Below are 13,629 nucleotides of genomic sequence, written 5' to 3'. Positions count from 1 at the left end.
GCGTTCATCGTGTTTCCTTTATCTCGTGCGGAGCGGTCCAGTCCATACGTCGCTAAACAGATGCTTCCGCTTTTAACCTATCCAGCTACAGGCGCTATCGGCTCGAGGTCAAAAGCCAATCCGTCTAAAAGGTTAAAGAACAACCTTTCATACGGCTCGTCTTTTGCTTGTCGCCGATGAGCAAGCGCCTTCCGCTTTTAACCTATCCAGCTTTGCCTCCTTGGGGCTCGAGTCAGATGCTAGCCCGACTTCATGGCTGAAAAACGCCATCTTGCCGGTCTATCATCTGCTTGTCGCCCCAAAACAGTCGGCTCCGCTTTTAACTCAACATTCTTTCCATTTCTTCTAGTTTTTGTTCGAAGACTTTACATGCTTCTTCGATTGGAGCGGCTGTGTTCATGTCGACTCCGGCTTTTTTCAGTACTTCGATCGGGAAGTCTGAACTGCCGGCTTTCAGGAATTCATTAATATAACGATCAACAGCTGGCTGGCCTTCTTCTAAAATTTGAGCGCTTAGAGCTGTTGCCGCACTAAAGCCTGTCGCATATTGATACACGTAGTAATTATAGTAGAAATGAGGAATTCTCGCCCACTCTAGGCCGATTTCTTCATCGACAACCATGTCCTCGCCAAAATACTTTTTATTTAGTTCATAATAAGCTGTTGTTAAGACATCTGCCGTTAACGCTTCTCCATTTTGTGCTTTCTCATGGATTAAATGTTCAAACTCAGCGAACATCGTTTGACGGAAAACCGTGCCACGGAAGCCTTCTAAATAATGATTCAAAATATATAAACGCTTTTTCTCATCGTCAAGATTTTTTAACATATAATCATTCAGTAACGCTTCGTTACACGTAGAAGCCACTTCGGCCACAAAAATAGAATAATTGCCATACACATAAGGTTGAGAAGCACGTGTATAATAACTATGCACGCTATGGCCAAATTCATGAGCGAGCGTAAATAAATTATTCACGTTATCTTGCCAGTTCATTAAAATATATGGATGTGTACCATATGCGCCAGATGAATAGGCACCACTGCGCTTGCCTTTATTTTCAACGACATCGACCCAACGATGATCTAGCCCTTGTTTCAACACGTTAATGTACTCGTCTCCTAACGGGGCTAACCCTTTCACCATATATTCTTTTGCCTCATCATAGCCGACTTTCATTTTCACATCTTTCACAAGCGGTGTATACAGGTCATACATATGCAACTCATCGACACCAAGCACTTTTTTGCGTAGCTTAATGTAGCGATGAAGCAAAGGTAAATGTTTGTTGATCGTCGTTACTAGATTATCATACACCGTTTCTGGAATATGATTATTAGAAAGAGCCGACTCTCTCGCACTTTGATAATGACGGACACGAGCGTAAAAATTATCTTTTTTCACTTGGCTGCTCAACGTACTAGCAAATGTATTTTTAAACTTGCCATACGTTTCATACACAGCTTTAAATGCTTCTTCACGCACCCGACGATCGTCTGACTCTAAAAATTGAATAAAGCGTCCGTGCGTAATTTGCACCTCTTCTCCATTCTCATCCATAATGGTCGGGAACTCAAGGTCCGCATTGTTTAACATCCCAAATGTATTGCTCGATGCTGAAGTTACTTCTGATGCTTGAGCAAGCAAGCTTTCTTCTGCCGCGGATAGCACATGTGGTCGCTGTAAATTAATTTCAGCAATCGCCTGCTTGTACACTTGCAACTTTTCATCTTGATCGACAAATGCTTTTAACTTATCCTCATCAATCGCTAACAATTCAGGCGTAGCAAATGATAATGCATTCGCAATTTGTGTATATAAATTTTTCGCTCGGTCATCCATTCCTTGATAATGCGCATTCGTCGTATCTTGGTCATAACGCATATGCGAATACGTATACAGTTTGCCCATACGTTCTAACAATTGATCTTGATAGGCGAAAAATTGATACAGCTGTTCTGCATTCTCACCAAGTGTCCCTTGGAAGCTCTGTGCTTTGTTAGAAAGTTCTTTCACTGCCGTGTATTCTTTCTCCCACGCTTCATCACTTGTAAAAATGTCATCTAACTTCCATGTTAACTCCTCGGGTACCTCACTTCTTAAAGGTAACTGTTTTGCCTTTTGATTATTTGTCATCTAAAATCCCTCCACATCTACTATTTCACTACTTTATCATAGTATTTCGTCTATCGAAATTCAAAGAAAAAGCCGTCTAATAATCCATTCTTCATATTGTTCGGTAAACCTTTTTTCTCTCTCCATTTGTTGATACGTATGCGTACTACTTTTTAAACTTTCAGGACTAGCCTTTTGTAGAAGAGAGATATATTCTTCAACTAACTGATATAAATTAGGGGACTGAATGAGCGGAAAAATATTAAGCTGCAGTCTTCCTTTTTCTATATAGGCTTCTAAACGCGCCACCGCTTCCTCTATTGTATGCCAAAGCCCCTCTTTCCATAAATAAAACTGCCACTCTAATGGATGACTTTTAAACAGAGCCATATGTCGAACAGGAATACCAACCCATTCAGGCAATAAAAACGGATTGTTTCCTGACTCATAGACATCACTGAAAAAAGGGTGATATTTTCCTTGTTGAAAATAAAGTTGTTTGTGAATCCATTGATGCTTTTGCTTCAACCAGCGAGCTAAAGAAAATCCTCGGATAGATTGCTGTTGAGAAAATAAAGGAGGGAAAGATAAACGAGAAAGCGGAATATTTTGCACAGAAGCTGTATATAACGAGGAAGTAACAGGGGTAAGTCGTGAATAAAAGGTACATACTTCTTTCTCAGGACAATAAGCTAGGAACCAAAACCCAAAAGCCTCAGAATACTGAAAAAACATCCGATGGAAAGCGGTAAATTTAAAATAGTTTTCTTGCCTAGCAATCGTAGGGCCTCCATATATCCAAAAAGGCAAATAGCCATGTTCGATATACCCGTTCGTTCGCTCGATGAACAATTGCGTAGACAGCGAGGAGCATTGAAATTCAACGGCGATTTGATCAGCGGCCAATATATCTGGCCGTTGAGAAAGCGGCGCCAAAAACGGTTCGAGTCGCACTTTACTATAATGACTCATCCAAGCGTACAAATCCGCTTTTCCTTGCAAATGGCGAGCTGATTCACTTTCAGAAAAAGAAAAACAGGTGGACGTATGTTTGTGAGCAAAATGAGGGATTTTGATCGCTCCCGCTTTAAAAATGACGGGATGATGACATTGAGGACAAGAATAAGAGGACTTCCTTAACATGCTTAATTGTTCCTGTGACCATTTGAGCGCAAGATTTATCGGCTTTCCATTCGCATCTAACGCAACAAGCATATTTTCACTCCTTGTTATGTAGTCTACACTTAATATTCGACCTGTATGGAGAAATCCCTTCCATAACAAAAAAAAGCTGATTTCAGATTGAAATCAGCGAACATATTAGTCAAAGTATTGACGGATCGTTTGGAATACATCCTTTTCCATTACGCATGTCCCGTACTCTTGAAGTCTATGGACAGTCATACCCGATTCATGAGTATATTCTAAAAGAATACTTAATGTATCTTCAATATCATCTTCATCGAACTCTTCTTCATCAAACTCAACATATAAATAGTATTTGTTATCAAAAGAATATAGCTGCGTGAAAAGATCATCTACATCCGAACGTTTACTTAGCTGAATGATGTCCTCAAAGTCATTAAATACAAGAAGAAACTCTAACCCTGTCTCTTCTTCTCCTTCTTCGTTGACATTAAAATGTTCATCTAAAAATTCTTCAAGACGGTCATCTACCGGAAAATCCCGATATTTGTCTCCGGGAAGCGGCAGTTCAATACGCTGTCCATCTTTCGTTAAATTAGCTCGAGTGACTAAAATTTCTAATCCCTTATCTAAGGCCTGAACTTGAATCCATAACGGCCCCTCGACAGTAAATCCTTCTTCGTCATGAATTTCCTCCATCATATCCCAGAAAAGCTCTTCACTGCGATCACGATTATACCAAATCTCATCACGATCAAAGCCTCTCTCCTCTATATCAATGTAAGAAATGTAGAACTTAACTGTGTGGTCATTAATGCGCTCAATTTCCATAACTACCTCTCCCTTCCCTCTAAGGGTACTTGAGGATTTTCCCCTTATTATTAGGCTTTTCCCAGAATGGCCTGATGATATACATCACCTTATATCATTATTGTATGATAAAGGAGCCATAAAAGAAAATATAAAGATTAGAAAAAATATCAGTGTGTGGCAATTCTATCTGAATCTTTTCATTATTTCAAGAGGGAATGCCAAAAATAAAACCCCCATACAATTGCATGGGGGATTCTATACATGTTAGTTGACCAACCGCTGAGCTTCCAAAAGTTGAAATGTGCGGACTTTCCTTGGAAGGAAACGACGAATTTCATCTTCGTTATAACCGACTTGCAATCGTTTTTCATCCATAATAATCGGACGGCGTAGCAATCCGGGATTATTTTGAATTAATTCAAACAAATCTTGCAGTGGCAACATCTCAAGATCTACATTTAATTTCTGAAAGATCTTTGAGCGAGTCGAAATGATTTCGTCCGTGCCATCTTCAGTCATTCTCAATATTCCTTTAATTTCTTCGATGCTCAAAGGCTCGGAAAAAATATTTCTTTCAACGTAAGGAATTTCATGTTCTTCTAACCAAGCTTTCGCTTTACGGCATGAAGTACAACTAGGTGATGTATATAGAGTAACCATTCCTCAATCACACTCCTTAAAATAAAATATAATACCAGTTGTTTATCATGAGGAATCTTCGTTCATAAAGACTTACAAATCTTTAAATAAGGCTACAGTATGTATTATACCATGAACAGAAGATCGTTGAATACATTTTTCATTACTTTGTAATAATAATTTTAACAAATACGTTAGTTCAGCTTCAGTAAATTTAATATCTATATACCCTGAACATAATCACTTTAAACTTTTATCTAGTCATTTTATTTATTTCATCAAATTCTGCCCTAGACATTCATTTTTTTAATATATCATCTTTCTTCTCTTCTTCTAAAGATACCACTTCATGAACAGGATCAAATGGTTCACCATATATTTCTTCGTCTTTATATTTATGAATGAGACGATACGTTTTCACCATGCCTTCATAAATCATTTCTTCAGATTCATGTGTTGGCGACCAATAAAGAATTTCCATATCATTCACTTCATTTGTCGCTAAAGAGCGTCGACGGTATCCGATGCTTGTCGCATGCTCAAACCCTTCCCGAGCATAAAACTTCAACCGTTTCTCTGTATCGGTATCTTCGTAATCAACCGGTTCAACCTCTAATATAATGGGTTTCTCTTTTTTCTTTAACTTGTCAATTAATTGATGACCAAGCCCTTGACCACGCGCATCCTTAGATACAAATAAATAATCAACAAAAACAAATTCATCGAGTTCCACATAAACAAGGACATGATGAGGCCCTTCATCTTTATGATAAATATCTCCGCGCTCTTTTAACAATGTTTCCATATGTTCCTTTGATTTCATTTCTTCAATCGGGAAATATTGATTTAGCTTTTCGTACCAATGCATTAAATTCTCTCCTTTTTCGACTTCATCAAGTCTTACTTTCATAGAACTCACTTGACATTGATTTAAAGGTGATGTGTAACAAAAACAACAGCCATGTGTATCTTTTCCCATAAGCGCGATGACTAAACGTATATTTTACATAAAAAAATAAGGGACTACTTCTCACTTCAGAAGTTAGCCCCTTATGAACATCTCTTATTTATATGTCTCTTGATACCTTTTCATTTCTTTTTCTGAGCAGTAGACGAAGTGGCCAGGTGCGATTTCTCGCATTTGAACATCGTCTGCTTCCGTGTATTGATGCATGCTCGGATTATATGTTTTTCGCACTCTATTTCTTTCATAATCCGGATCTGGTAGCGGAATCGCTGAAAGCAACGATTGCGTATACAGATGAAGCGGTTTTTCATATAACACATCACTCGGCGCTAACTCAACTAGCTTCCCGAAATACATCACACCAATACGATCACTAATATATTTCACCATTGATAAATCATGAGCGATAAATAAATACGTCAATCCTTTTTCCTTTTGAAGTTTTTGTAATAGATTCACGACTTGTGCTTGAATCGATACATCAAGCGCTGAGATCGGTTCATCAGCAATAATAAAATCAGGCTCAACCGCAAGCGCACGCGCAATTCCAAGACGTTGACGCTGACCGCCCGAAAATTCATGCGGGTAACGATTGGCATGCTCACGATTCAATCCAACCGTTTCAAGCAGCTCATATACTTTTCCCATACGCTCTTTTTTCGACTTCACCAGTCCATGAATATCGAGACCCTCTGCAATAATGTCCGCTACTTTCATTCGTGGGTTCAACGAGGCGTATGGATCTTGGAAAATCATTTGCATTTTGCGATTGAATTGTTTTAATTCAGATTTTGACTTTTTACCGTGAACATCTTTTCCATCAAACAATACTTGACCGTCAGTAGCATCATATAGACGGATAATAGTGCGGCCCGTCGTTGATTTTCCACAGCCCGATTCTCCAACAAGCCCTAGCGTTTCGCCGCGATAAATGTCAAAGGAAACATCATCGACAGCTTTCACCATATTCGGCTTGCCTTCATTAAAATATTGCTTTAGATGTTTAATTTCTAATAATTTTTCAGCCATGTTAACGAGCCTCCTCAAACAATACAGGCTTAGCATAATTGCCTGGCATTGGACGCTTTTGCTGTTGCACCATTAACGGTGGTTCAACTTCAGGTGCTTCAGGATGTAAAAGCCATGATTTCACAAAATGAGTGTCAGACACTTGATAAATCGGTGGTTCTTTCTCAAAGTCGATTTCCATTGCATATTCACTCCGAAGGGCGAACGCATCTCCTTTAGGTGGATTCAACAAATCCGGTGGCGTCCCTGGAATGGCATATAACGCGGTTTCTTCCGATGCCTCTAAGCTCGGCATCGAAGAAAGTAATCCCCATGTATATGGATGACGTGGATCATAAAAGATTTCATCGACCGTCCCTGTCTCAACGATTTGACCACCGTACATCACCGCTACCCGATCCGCCACATTCGCGACGACACCAAGATCATGAGTAATAAAAATAATCGATGTATCGATCTTCTTCTGTAAATCTTTCATTAATTCTAAAATTTGTGCTTGGATCGTTACATCAAGTGCTGTTGTCGGTTCATCCGCAATTAAAATTTTCGGGTTACAAGCAAGCGCAATGGCAATCACGACACGCTGACGCTGACCGCCAGAAAATTGATGCGGATATTGCTTTACTCGCTCCTCTGGATTCGGAAGCCCAACGAGACTTAGTAGCTCAACCGCTCGTTTTTTCGCCGCATCCTTGCTCATATTTTGATGCTTAATCAGCGGCTCCATCACTTGTTTTCCAACCGTCATCGTTGGGTTTAATGATGTCATCGGATCTTGGAAAATCATCGAAATTTCTTTTCCGCGAACTTTCTCCATTTCCTTTTCAGGCAATTGTACTAAGTCTTTTCCCTCAAATAACATTTGCCCTGCTTTAATACGTCCAGGAGGGTTCGGAATTAATCGCATTAATGTTTTCGTCGTCACCGATTTTCCTGAACCTGATTCTCCTACGATCGCCAACGTTTCCCCTTTTGTTAAGTGGAAATCCACTCCACGCACTGCTTTCACTTCGCCCGCATGCGTATCAAAGGAGACGTGCAAATTCTTCACATCAAGTACTTTATTCATTGTTGTTTTCTCCTTTCCTTCTATTATTTACGCATTTTCGGATCAAGTGCATCTCGCAATCCATCAGCTAGTAAGTTAAAGCTTAAAATTAACATACTGATAATGATTGATGGAATAATTAACATATGCGGGTACATTTGCAATGAATTAAAACCATCATTCACTAATGATCCAAGAGATGCTTCCGGTGGACGAATACCTAAACCGATAAAGCTTAAGAACGCCTCTGTAAAAATCGCACTCGGAATCGTAAACATCGTTGTTACGATAATCGGTCCCATGACGTTCGGCATTAAATGCTTCCAAATTAAACGGTTGTTTGATGCACCGAGCGTACGTGAAGCCAACACAAACTCTTGATTTTTTAATTTCAAAAATTGTCCACGTACAATCCTTGCCATACTCACCCAACCAGTAATAACCATCGCCATCGTAATCGAGAAAATACCTGGATCAAAAATGAGAATAAACAGAATCACCACAATAAGGTTTGGAATTCCTATTAAAACCTCGATAATCCTTTGCATGACGGTATCGACTCGGCCACCGTAGAAGCCTGAAATTCCCCCGTAAGCAATCCCGATAATTAAATCGATGACCGCTGCAAGTACCCCGATATAAATCGAAATACGTGTTCCATACCACGTTCTCGTCCATAAATCGCGACCTAAGTCATCTGTTCCAAACCAGTAATATTCTTTGACGTTCTTTGCTTCATACATATCAAAGCCATCTTTATCTTTCCCATCAAACGGCAACCAGCTAATATTTTCAAGCCCAGCTACTTTCGGTGGAAGTTTCGCATGAGAAATATTTTGCTGTTTATACGTATATTCATTCATCGACGGTCCAAAAATCGACATAAATGAAATGAAGATAATTAGGATAAGACCAATAATAGCCCCTTTATTTCCTTTTAATCTCAGCCAAGAGTCTTGCCAAAAGTTCAAGCTCGGACGACTAATTTTTTCAGCATCATGTTCACGTCGATCCGCAGGTTGGAAAAGATCTTTAGAAAGTTGATCGTTCGTCTGTAATTTATTCATGTTCATCATTTCTTCCCTCCACTTATACGGATACGTGGATCGATTACTCCATATAGAATATCAATAATAAAGACAACAAATATAAATAAAGCACTATAGAAAAGAGTAATCCCCATAATGACTGTAAAATCATTTGTCGTAATGGAACGCACAAATTGATCACCTAAGCCTGGTATACCAAAAATCTTTTCAACCACAAGGGAACCTGTCATAATGTTCACGGCAAGTGGACCCAGTAAGGTAATAATCGGAATGAGCGCATTACGAAGGGCATGTTTCACCATAATACTAGTCGCACTAATTCCTTTCGCACGAGCTAGCATAATATAATCTGAGCTTAATATTTCTAATAGTTCAGATCGCATATAACGGGCAACCGTAGCAATGACAAAAACCGATAGCGCGATCGTTGGTAAGATGGAATGAGAGAAATCTTCCCAACCCAATACAGGCAATACATCCCATTGAACCGCTAAATAGTATTGTAATAATCCAGCAAATACAAAGGAAGGGATGGAGATACCTAAAACAGACAAGGTTGTTGCTACGTAATCAGCTGTCGTATTATGTTTTAATGCTGCTACTAATCCTAAAATCATACCAATAATTGTTCCTAAAACGATCGCCTGGAAACCTAATAATGCGGAAGGCCCAATCCGTTCGACAATCATCGTCGATACGGGGCGGTTATCGTATTGGAAAGACAACCCTAAATCTCCTTGGAATAAACCTGTCATGTAGTTCACATATTGAACTGGAAGAGGATCATTGAGTCCATATTTATCAAGAATAATTTCTTGCTGCTCTGGAGTAAGCTTTTCTTGATTCGTTAATGGAGACCCAGGAAGAAGTTTCATTAAGAAGAATGTAATCGTTGCAATAATTAATAAAGTGATAAGCATATAAAATAGCCGTTTAAGCGTGTATCTTAACACTTTTACCCCTCCTTTACTTTATAATAAAAATTCTTTTTATTCTGACAAATAACCCTTAATTCGGGAAAAAGGAGAGTATATGCTTTTAAAAAAGCATACACCCTCCCCTTTTATTTCTGGCACATTCTTATTGAATTTCAGCCCACTTGTAAGAGTAATCTCCACCAGCATTGTGAAGTAGGATACCTTTTACATTCGTATTTTGTAAGTAAGCGCGTGATCTTTGATATAACGGAGCGATCGCTGCATCATCTTCTAATAAGATTTTCTCAGCTTTCACTAAGTTTTCCCAACGCTTTTCTGGTTCCATCACTAGTGTCGTTTTTGCTTCTTTAATCAATTTGTCGTATTCTGGATTTGAATAATCTTGTTGGTTATGTGCTCCACCTGTGACAAACATATCAAGATATGTCATTGGATCAAGATAATCTGGACCCCAACCAGAGATTGAGAAGTCATAATTCATTTTTGTTTCAAGATCAAGCTTTTGCTTAAATGGCTGTAATTTAATGTTCACTGTTAAGCCTTCTAAGTTTGTCTCAAGCTGTTCTTTCATATATTCACTTACTTTTTTAGCTGTGCTGTCATCATACGTAAGTAATTCTAACGTTACTTTGTCCTGACCAAGCGCTTGTTTCGCTGTTTTCCAGTGGTCTTGTGCTTTTTTAACATCTGTTGTTAAGTAATTACCAGCCGTTTCACGGAAGTCTTTCCCATCTGGACCTTGAACAAAGTTCGCTGGTACAAAATAATCTGCTGGTTTTGAACCGTTATTTAAAATGACATCTGTAACACCTGTTTTGTCAAAAGCCATCGCAATTGCTTTACGCGCATCGACGTTTTTCAATACTTCATTCTTTTGGTTTAAACGTAAAAAGAATGTTGACGCTTGATCAAATGTAAAGAATTCTTCTCGGTCTTTGTACTTGTCCACAAATTCAGATGCTACAATAATACGATCGGCATCTCCACTTTCGAACAAGTTGACATCAGCTTGTACATCTTTTACTACTTTCGTATGAATTTCTTCAAGCTTTACTGTGTTCGCATCCCAATATTCTAGGTTTTTCTTCATGACGAACTTATCTTCTTTTTTCCACTCAGATAGTGTGAACGGACCGTTGTATAATGTTGTCTCTGGCTCAAGACCAAACTTGTCGCCTTGCTCCGTCACGAATTTTTCATTCAATGGCATGAATGTTCCGAAAGCTGTTAATTCTTTAAAGTAAGGAACAGCATTTTCCAATTGAACTTCTAATGTCTTTTCATCTAGCGCTTTGACACCTAGCTCTTCTGGTTTCATTTTTCCTTCGTTTACCGCTTGAGCATTTTTAATATCATACATAATGTAAGCGTATTCAGCAGCTGTATCTTTATTTAATGCACGTCTCCAAGAATAGACGAAATCATTAGCCGTTACTGGATCACCATTCGACCATTTCGCTTCTCTTAATTTGAATGTCCATGTTTTACCGTCTTCGCTAATCGTTGGTTCACCTTCTGCGATCCCTTCAACCGCTTTATCATTTTCACCTAAACGATAAAGACCTTCCATCGTGTTGTTTAGAACTTCAAAAGAAACAGCATCCGTTGCGATGCTTGCATCCATTGAAGGAATATCTTGAGTAGTCGTTAAATTTAATACCTGTTTGTTATCACTTGCTTTGTTGTCGCCTTTTGAGCTTTCCTTCTCTTCACCGCCGCCACAAGCCGCTAAAAACGTACTCATTGTTAGCAACAGCACCAGAAAAATAGACATTTTCTTCTTATTCATTCAAAAACCCCCTCAACTTAAGATATCTTGCTGATTATTCAGAAGATTTATTTACTAATTATAAACGATCTTAACTTTTTTGCAATAATTATTTTACATTTTATTCGCTCTATTGTAATAATTCTATTTTTTTGTTTAATTGTTTTTTTTCGCTATATTAACGATATATATTTTAATTGAATAATCATTCACCGCGTTAAAGCGCTTACAACTTTGGCGCTTTCTTGATAAATTTCCTCCCATATTATTTTACATGTATAATAATATTTACGTATACATGATGATGTGGATAAGATAGCATTTTTCGCTATAAATCTCTTCGTTTATATGAAAAGGAAATGGGTGACGATTTTGACAAATTTTCTTCGTTTATTGTTTGTAATTATTGGCGCGAATATATTTCTTTCTACATTGTTTTCATTGTTTTCGTCTAATTTCTTAAAAAGCTTTCTAGACTTTTCTTTCTTTTTTTCATTGATCAGTTTAACAATCGGGGCTAGTTTGTTTGTCATTGAAGGTGGCTTCTTTAATGGGGTCCGTTATAGTGTTAAGAAGTGGAGAAAGTCCTCGAAGGAAGGCAAGTATATAGCTAGCTTTGATGATTTAGATGATACAAAAGAAGCTTATGAAGAATATCCTAAAAAGAGCGTGTTTACTTGGACTCATCCGCTTTTAGTCGGTGGTGGCATCCTTACTCTTACTACAGCTGTCATTGCCTTTATGATCAGCTAGATGCCTTTGTTCTCTTGACTCCATTTTTTGTTTAATTTATAATCGGGTCAACTCATATTTGAAGCGTATAAGAAAGAAGAGTACATACAGAAGTTGGTTATCAGAGAGCCTGCGTTGCTGTGAGCAGGTAGCCAAACTGTTTGGAATGGACTTTCGATGCTCCTTTTGCGAACTTATAAGTAGCAAAATGGCGTACCCCATGCGTTAAATGGCTAAAGAGGCTTAGGCGACAGCGTTTAAGCAACTTAGGGTGGCACCGCGGATTCCAACCATTCGTCCCTATTTTGGGGATGGATGGTTTTTTTATGCTTATTTTTAACTATTTAATAATGAGGAGAGAATGAATGATGGAAAATATTTTTTCAGGTATTCAGCCGAGCGGCACGATTACATTAGGAAATTACATTGGAGCGATGAAGCAATTTACGGAGCTACAGGATGATTATAATTGTCACTTCTGTATCGTTGATCAACATGCGATTACCGTACCACAAGACCGCTTACAGCTTCGCAAAAATATTCGTAGCTTAGCAGCTCTTTACCTTGCAGTGGGTATTGATCCAGAGAAGGCGACACTATTTATTCAATCAGAAGTACCCGCTCATGCACAAGCTGGTTGGATGCTTCAATGTGTCGCTTATATCGGAGAACTTGAGCGTATGACACAATTTAAAGATAAATCATCAGGAAAAGAAGCCGTTGTTGCTGGTTTATTGACGTACCCTCCATTAATGGCTGCTGATATTTTATTGTACAACACGAATTTAGTTCCTGTTGGTGAAGATCAGAAACAGCATCTAGAGCTTACTCGTGATTTAGCGGAAAGATTTAATCGCAAGTATAATGATATCTTCACCATCCCAGAAGTGCGTATTCCAAAATCAGGTGCGCGCGTCATGTCGCTTCAAGATCCAACGAAGAAGATGAGTAAGTCAGACCCGAATTCGAAAGCGTTTATTACACTGCTAGACGAACCGAAACAAATCGAAAAGAAAATTAAAAGTGCCGTGACCGATTCAGAAGGCGTCGTCAAATTTGATAAAGAAAACAAACCGGGTGTGTCTAACTTACTTTCCATCTATTCTGTTTTAGAACAAGTTGCTATCGAGGAGCTTGAACAGCGCTATGAAGGCAAAGGCTATGGAGAGTTTAAAGCAGACTTAGCCGAAGTGGTCGTTCGCCACCTGGAACCAATTCAAAAGCGTTATTACGAATTAATTGATTCAGAAGAACTCGACCGTATCCTCGACGAAGGTGCAGCCAAAGCAAATCAAACCGCTTCAAAAACATTAAAGAAAATGGAAAACGCTATGGGGCTAGGGAGAAAAAGGAAGTAACATAGAAAAGCGGAAGGCGCTGTTCA

General features: G+C 38.7%; 12 protein-coding genes and 1 other annotated feature. Of the genes, 2 read left to right on the top strand and 10 right to left on the bottom strand.

Going from position 1 to position 13,629, the window contains the following annotated elements; all coding sequences use genetic code 11:
- Nucleotides 1-319: 319 nt before the first annotated feature.
- The 10 genes from pepF to ACSVDJ_RS05200 all read right to left on the bottom strand — a co-directional run bounded on the left by pepF (nt 320) and on the right by ACSVDJ_RS05200 (nt 11,534).
- Entirely contained in the window at nt 320-2,137 is a 1,818-nt protein-coding gene (gene pepF, locus ACSVDJ_RS05245; protein WP_439169613.1) for an oligoendopeptidase F, read from the bottom strand.
- A 60-nt stretch (nt 2,138-2,197) separates the two neighbouring features.
- Nucleotides 2,198-3,331, bottom strand: coding sequence for a competence protein CoiA (locus ACSVDJ_RS05240; RefSeq protein ID WP_439169615.1), 1,134 nt, complete (start codon nt 3,329-3,331; stop codon nt 2,198-2,200).
- Nucleotides 3,332-3,436: 105 nt separating this feature from the next.
- A complete protein-coding gene (mecA, locus tag ACSVDJ_RS05235; protein ID WP_439169616.1) occupies nt 3,437-4,093 on the bottom strand; it encodes an adaptor protein MecA in 657 nt (218 codons plus the stop codon).
- Between the two features lie 246 nt (nt 4,094-4,339).
- The gene (gene spxA / locus ACSVDJ_RS05230; RefSeq protein WP_095479844.1) at nt 4,340-4,735 is read right to left on the bottom strand and encodes a transcriptional regulator SpxA; all 396 of its coding nucleotides are present in this window, start codon (nt 4,733-4,735) and stop codon (nt 4,340-4,342) included.
- A 277-nt stretch (nt 4,736-5,012) separates the two neighbouring features.
- Complete coding sequence (locus tag ACSVDJ_RS05225) at nt 5,013-5,582, bottom strand: GNAT family N-acetyltransferase (RefSeq protein ID WP_439169617.1); 570 nt, start codon at nt 5,580-5,582, stop codon at nt 5,013-5,015.
- 195 nt (nt 5,583-5,777) lie between these two features.
- Nucleotides 5,778-6,710, bottom strand: a complete 933-nt coding sequence (oppF, locus tag ACSVDJ_RS05220) for an oligopeptide ABC transporter ATP-binding protein OppF (RefSeq protein ID WP_439169618.1) — start codon at nt 6,708-6,710, stop codon at nt 5,778-5,780.
- Between the two features lies 1 nt (nt 6,711).
- Nucleotides 6,712-7,779: an ABC transporter ATP-binding protein gene (locus ACSVDJ_RS05215; protein WP_439169619.1), complete on the bottom strand. Its 1,068-nt coding sequence runs from the start codon at nt 7,777-7,779 to the stop codon at nt 6,712-6,714.
- Between the two features lie 23 nt (nt 7,780-7,802).
- Nucleotides 7,803-8,825, bottom strand: a complete 1,023-nt coding sequence (gene opp3C / locus ACSVDJ_RS05210) for an oligopeptide ABC transporter permease (RefSeq protein WP_439169759.1) — start codon at nt 8,823-8,825, stop codon at nt 7,803-7,805.
- A 5-nt stretch (nt 8,826-8,830) separates the two neighbouring features.
- Complete coding sequence (gene opp3b / locus ACSVDJ_RS05205; RefSeq protein ID WP_439169621.1) at nt 8,831-9,760, bottom strand: oligopeptide ABC transporter permease; 930 nt, start codon at nt 9,758-9,760, stop codon at nt 8,831-8,833.
- A gap of 127 nt (nt 9,761-9,887) precedes the next feature.
- On the bottom strand, nt 9,888-11,534 hold the full coding sequence (locus tag ACSVDJ_RS05200; RefSeq protein ID WP_439169622.1) for a peptide ABC transporter substrate-binding protein: 1,647 nt from the start codon (nt 11,532-11,534) through the stop codon (nt 9,888-9,890).
- Between the two features lie 327 nt (nt 11,535-11,861).
- Here ACSVDJ_RS05200 and ACSVDJ_RS05195 point away from each other — a divergent pair, with 327 nt between their 5' ends.
- Together ACSVDJ_RS05195 and trpS are read left to right on the top strand one after the other, a co-directional pair.
- Nucleotides 11,862-12,266 carry a DUF3899 domain-containing protein gene (locus ACSVDJ_RS05195; RefSeq protein WP_439169623.1) on the top strand — a complete coding sequence of 135 codons (405 nt, stop codon included), beginning with the start codon at nt 11,862-11,864 and terminating at the stop codon, nt 12,264-12,266.
- A 58-nt stretch (nt 12,267-12,324) separates the two neighbouring features.
- Nucleotides 12,325-12,550 (top strand) — a binding site (T-box leader).
- A gap of 60 nt (nt 12,551-12,610) precedes the next feature.
- The gene (trpS, locus tag ACSVDJ_RS05190; protein WP_439169625.1) at nt 12,611-13,603 is read left to right on the top strand and encodes a tryptophan--tRNA ligase; all 993 of its coding nucleotides are present in this window, start codon (nt 12,611-12,613) and stop codon (nt 13,601-13,603) included.
- The last annotated feature ends 26 nt before the right edge of the window (nt 13,604-13,629 follow it).

The sequence above is a fragment of the Bacillus sp. Hm123 genome (assembly GCF_051842975.2).
GTDB lineage: Bacteria > Bacillota > Bacilli > Bacillales > Domibacillaceae > Bacillus_CE.
Note: the sequence above shows the minus strand (reverse complement) of the source record. Positions and strands in the feature narration are given on the sequence as shown.

What these genes read in the sequence shown, in the direction of transcription:
- pepF (WP_439169613.1), bottom strand. Translation starts at nt 2,137, where the DNA reads ATGACAAATAATCAAAAGGCAAAACAGTTACCTTTAAGAAGTGAGGTA.
- ACSVDJ_RS05240 (WP_439169615.1), bottom strand. Translation starts at nt 3,331, where the DNA reads ATGCTTGTTGCGTTAGATGCGAATGGAAAGCCGATAAATCTTGCGCTC.
- mecA (WP_439169616.1), bottom strand. Translation starts at nt 4,093, where the DNA reads ATGGAAATTGAGCGCATTAATGACCACACAGTTAAGTTCTACATTTCT.
- spxA (WP_095479844.1), bottom strand. Translation starts at nt 4,735, where the DNA reads ATGGTTACTCTATATACATCACCTAGTTGTACTTCATGCCGTAAAGCG.
- ACSVDJ_RS05225 (WP_439169617.1), bottom strand. Translation starts at nt 5,582, where the DNA reads ATGCATTGGTACGAAAAGCTAAATCAATATTTCCCGATTGAAGAAATG.
- oppF (WP_439169618.1), bottom strand. Translation starts at nt 6,710, where the DNA reads ATGGCTGAAAAATTATTAGAAATTAAACATCTAAAGCAATATTTTAAT.
- ACSVDJ_RS05215 (WP_439169619.1), bottom strand. Translation starts at nt 7,779, where the DNA reads ATGAATAAAGTACTTGATGTGAAGAATTTGCACGTCTCCTTTGATACG.
- opp3C (WP_439169759.1), bottom strand. Translation starts at nt 8,825, where the DNA reads ATGAATAAATTACAGACGAACGATCAACTTTCTAAAGATCTTTTCCAA.
- ACSVDJ_RS05200 (WP_439169622.1), bottom strand. Translation starts at nt 11,534, where the DNA reads ATGAATAAGAAGAAAATGTCTATTTTTCTGGTGCTGTTGCTAACAATG.
- ACSVDJ_RS05195 (WP_439169623.1), top strand. Translation starts at nt 11,862, where the DNA reads ATGAAAAGGAAATGGGTGACGATTTTGACAAATTTTCTTCGTTTATTG.
- trpS (WP_439169625.1), top strand. Translation starts at nt 12,611, where the DNA reads ATGATGGAAAATATTTTTTCAGGTATTCAGCCGAGCGGCACGATTACA.